This is a genomic window from Parasphingorhabdus sp. (assembly GCF_049667325.1).
Classification (GTDB): Bacteria; Pseudomonadota; Alphaproteobacteria; order Sphingomonadales; family Sphingomonadaceae; genus Parasphingorhabdus.
In genome coordinates this window covers 1-4,439 of sequence record NZ_JBATHY010000034.1, presented here as the reverse complement: position 1 = coordinate 4,439, position 4,439 = coordinate 1, and the positions used below count along the sequence as shown (strand labels likewise).

Annotated in this window: 5 protein-coding genes; all 5 read left to right on the top strand. The window is 59.1% G+C overall.

Going from position 1 to position 4,439, the window contains the following annotated elements; all coding sequences use genetic code 11:
• Positions 1-212 precede the first annotated feature (212 nt).
• The 5 genes from WBM93_RS01645 to glp are packed head-to-tail and all read left to right on the top strand — an operon-like array spanning position 213 to position 4,216.
• On the top strand, positions 213-797 hold the full coding sequence (locus tag WBM93_RS01645; RefSeq protein ID WP_424427502.1) for an anthranilate synthase component II: 585 nt from the start codon (positions 213-215) through the stop codon (positions 795-797).
• Complete coding sequence (trpD, locus tag WBM93_RS01640) at positions 794-1,780, top strand: anthranilate phosphoribosyltransferase (protein WP_424427500.1); 987 nt, start codon at positions 794-796, stop codon at positions 1,778-1,780. The genes WBM93_RS01645 and trpD overlap by 4 nt, the downstream gene beginning before the upstream one ends.
• Positions 1,777-2,568, top strand: coding sequence for an indole-3-glycerol phosphate synthase TrpC (gene trpC, locus WBM93_RS01635; RefSeq protein ID WP_424427498.1), 792 nt, complete (start codon positions 1,777-1,779; stop codon positions 2,566-2,568). Before trpD ends, trpC begins: the two co-directional genes overlap by 4 nt.
• Positions 2,565-3,032, top strand: a complete 468-nt coding sequence (gene moaC / locus WBM93_RS01630) for a cyclic pyranopterin monophosphate synthase MoaC (protein ID WP_424427496.1) — start codon at positions 2,565-2,567, stop codon at positions 3,030-3,032. Before trpC ends, moaC begins: the two co-directional genes overlap by 4 nt.
• On the top strand, positions 3,032-4,216 hold the full coding sequence (glp, locus tag WBM93_RS01625) for a gephyrin-like molybdotransferase Glp (RefSeq protein ID WP_424427494.1): 1,185 nt from the start codon (positions 3,032-3,034) through the stop codon (positions 4,214-4,216). The genes moaC and glp overlap by 1 nt, the downstream gene beginning before the upstream one ends.
• Positions 4,217-4,439: the final 223 nt, after the last annotated feature.

Here is a 4,439-nt window from a genome sequence, read left to right as displayed (position 1 = left end):
GATGATCGGTCAGGCTGGCGCCCGGGATGATATCGCCGAGCGTGTGAACGCCGCTGCCGATCCGGTTTTTGGCTTCATCCAGACCCAATTTGTGCGGAATATTGACGGTGACGGGCTCGCCCATGATAAATTCTCCTTTTCCTGTGCTTTATCAGCACTCCGTCGTACGTCAAAGCTTGGCGAGAGCGGAAATTGCCACTAGGCAGCTTTGCATGATCCTCGTCATCGACAATTACGACAGCTTCACGTTCAACCTTGTCCATTATCTGATGGAACTGGGTGCAGAGGTGCGGGTGGAGCGCAATGACGCGCTGACCGCCGCCGAAGCGCTCAGAACCAACGCGCAAGCCTTCCTGATCTCTCCCGGGCCCTGCACGCCCAATGAAGCGGGAATCTCGCTCGATCTGGTCGCCGCCTGTGCCGATGCGGAGAAACCCTTGCTCGGTGTGTGCCTCGGCCACCAGAGCATCGGGCAGCATTTTGGTGGAAAGGTGGTGCGCGGCGGATTGATGCATGGCAAGACATCGGCGATCAACCATGATGGCAGCGGTGTTTTTGCGGGCCTGCCCTCGCCGTATATTGCGACCCGCTATCATTCGCTGATCGTCGAGAATATTCCGGCCTGTCTGCCGGTCAACGCGACCGCGGACGATGGCTCGGTCATGGGTTTCCGCCACGAAAGCCTGCCGATTCACGGCGTGCAATTCCATCCGGAAAGCATCGCCACGGAACATGGCCACGCCCTGCTGGCCAATTTCATGGCGATCGCGGGGATCGAAGCGAAGGAACCGGCATGAGATTGCCCGATCCGGCGAGCCCCCTGTCCGAAACGTCTGCCCGCCAAGTGTTTGCGGCCATATTGGACGGCTCCTGTTCAGCAAAAGCGATCACTGCCTTTCTGGTTGGCCTCGCAGACCGCGGCGAAACGGCGACCGAAATTGCCGCAGCGGCATCAGAAATGCGCGCCCGGATGATCGGCGTTGAAGCGCCCGGGAACGCCATTGATGTCTGCGGCACCGGCGGCGATGGCAGCCACAGCTTGAATATTTCCACGGCAACCGCGCTGGTCGTTGCAGCCTGCGACGTGCCGATGGCGAAACATGGTAATCGCGCCGCTTCGAGCAAGTCGGGTGCAGCCGATACGCTCGAGGCGCTCGGACTGGATCTTGCGAAAGCGGCGACCAGTGGCGAGCAGAGCCTCCGCGACATCGGCATCGCCTTTTTCTTTGCGCCCAACCATCATCCTGCGCTCGGCCCGCTGGCCCCGATCCGCAAGGAAATCGGGCAACGGACGATCTTCAATCTGCTCGGACCCTTGTGTAATCCGGCACGCGTCAAACGCCAGCTGATCGGCGTTGCGTCGCCTGATCTGGTTGAAACTTACGCCGAAGCTGCGCTGCAACTGGACTATAAAAAAGCAATGATCGTGTCTGGTGAAGAAGGGCTCGACGAACTCAGCATCTCTGGCCCTAGCCGGGTTGCGATGATCGACAATGGCAATGTTACGTTGAGCCGCATCACCCCGGAAGATGCGGGCCTGACCCGCCATCCAGCGGAAGCGATCAGGGGCGGGGATGCACGATATAATGCAGCGGCTTTGCGTGCGCTCTTACAGGGCGAAAAATCTGCTTATCGCGATGCCGTATTGCTCAACAGTGCCGCCGCCCTGTTGGTCGCCGGCGAAGTGGACAGCTGGGAAGCCGGCGTTGAGGAAGCGGAAGAAGCGCTCGACAAGGGCCTTGCCAATGCCATGCTGGGTTGCTGGATTGCCAATCAATGAACAAGCTCGACGAAATATGCGCTGCCAAAAGGCACCATGTCCGGCAACGGCGCGCGATTATTTCGACGTCGGCAATGCTGGATGAAATCAAACGCCAGGCGCCGCCGCGCGGCTTTCTCTCCGCTATCAAGCGTAAATCCGGTGATGGCTACGCACTGATCGCGGAGATCAAGAAAGCCAGCCCGTCCAAGGGGCTGATCCGGGAGGATTTCGATCCCCCGGCCCATGCACGCGCCTATGCCGCCGGTGGGGCGGCCTGCCTGTCGGTTCTTACGGATATGCCCTATTTTCAGGGCAGTGATGAATATCTGACGGCGGCGCGTGCCGCTGTCGACCTGCCCTGCCTGCGCAAGGATTTCATGGTCGAGCCGTGGCAAGTCAAAGAATCCCGAGCGTTGGGAGCGGATGCGATATTGATCATCATGGCTGCTCTGGACGATGATCTGGCAGCCGAGATCGAGGCTGAAGCCGTCTCCCTCGGCATGGACGTGCTGATCGAGGTGCATGACGAGGCGGAACTCGAACGGGCGCTGAAACTGCAATCGCCTCTGCTCGGCATCAACAACCGCAACCTGAAGACCTTCGAGACCAGTCTCGATCAGACCGAACGCTTGGCAAAGCTGGTGCCGGATGACCGGATCATGGTATCCGAAAGCGGCATATTCACCCACGAGGATTGCCAGCGCTTGTCCCGATCGGGCGCGCGCACATTTCTGGTGGGAGAATCGCTGATGCGGCAGGAAGATGTCGAAGCGGCAACGCGGCAATTATTGACGGGGAAAGCATGAGCAAACTGACCCATATTGACGGTGATGGCGCGGCCCATATGGTCGATGTCGGCGACAAGGCCGACACCGTCCGCGAAGCCCGCGCCGAAGGCCGGATCACGATGAAATTGGAAGTCTTGGAAGCGATCAAGGCCAATATGATCAAAAAGGGCGATGTGCTGGCCACCGCCCGGATCGCCGGGATCATGGCAGCCAAGAAAACCAGTGATCTGATACCCCTGTGCCACCCGCTGGCGCTCAGCAAAGTGGCTGTCGACTTCGAATTTCTGGACGATGGTATTTTGGTCAGGACCGTGGCCCGCCTGACCGGCAAGACCGGTGTAGAAATGGAGGCTTTAACAGCCTGTTCTGTCGCACTTTTGACAATATATGATATGTCCAAGGCAATGCAGAAAGACATGGTGATCAGCGACATTCGGCTGCTCTCCAAAAGCGGCGGAAAGTCGGGAGACTGGACGGCATAATGAGCGCTCTGCTGCCTCTGGAAGAAGCGCAGGCGAGATTGATTGCGCTGGCTCACCGCCTGCCCGCCGAAAGTGTTTCTGTCCATGATGCTGCAGGTCGCTATCTGGCTGCAGACCTGATTGCAAAACGCGACCAGCCGGCTGCCGATATGTCCGCCATGGATGGCTATGCAATCCGCTTCGAGGATCGCGAAGGGCCATGGACGCTGGTCGGCGAGTGTAAGGCCGGAAGCCCGCCTTGTCGCGCGTTGAAACCTGGAGAGACCGCCCGGATTTTTACCGGTTCACTGCTGCCAGAAGGCGCCGATACGGTCGTCATGCAGGAAAATGTCGCGGCTGACGGCGCAAACATTCGCCTGACCGAAGAACCATCGCCGAGCAGAGGCCGTCACGTCCGCCACAAGGGCGGCGATTTCGCGCGCGGTGATAGCGGGCTGCAAGCCGGCAGCTTGCTCAACGCAGCTGCATTGGGCCAGGCAGTGATCGCCGGCTATGGCGAGTTGCAGGTTGGAAAGCAGCCGAGGATAGCGGTGGTTTCGACCGGTGATGAACTGGTCGCGCCCGGTGACGAAACCCTGCTGCACCAGATACCCGCCAGCAATGACATCATGATATCGGCAATGTTGTCATTGCTGACCGCCGAAACCCGCAGCCTGAGCCGGATAGCCGACGATATGAAGATATTGTGCGAAGCGCTGGAAAGCGCGCAAGATTGCGATATCATCGTCACCATCGGCGGCGCGTCGGTCGGCGATCACGATCTGGTCGGGCCGGCCTTTCGCAAGCTCGGCGCCGAGATCGACTTTTACAAAATAGCCATGCAGCCGGGCAAGCCGGTGATGGCGGGGAAGATCGGCAAGACGGTCATATTGGCACTGCCCGGCAACCCGGCCTCGGCCTTTGTCTCGGCGACCCTGTTTTTGCTGCCGCTGGTCCGCTATATGGCCGGGGCCGCACGCTATCTGCCCGACTATCAAAGCGCTCCAACCACCGAAGCCCTCCCCGCCAACGGCCCCCGCGCGCAGTTTCTGCGGGCCAAGGTCGACCAGGCCGGAATCACACCGTTCGATAGCCAGGACAGCGCCAAGCTTTCGGTGCTCGCTGCGGCGAATGCCTTGCTTTACCGCCCGGCGGATGCAGATGTGGCTAAGGCGGGTGCGTTGGTGCCTTATATTGCGATATAGGCATTAGGATCCCGTGGAGATGTTTCGATACCAGTAATTTAGGCCCATTATCTCGCGTATTTTACTATGGTTTTGCCTAATGACCGTCCGCTATCGGCGCCTTGCCAGAGCGCGATGTAAGGCTGAAAATGGGTGGAAAGCGGACTGGCTGCTATTGGGAAACAGAATCGAAAACCGGACTTTCATATTCTGGAGAGCAAATCAAATCGCCTCAGCATAGAGT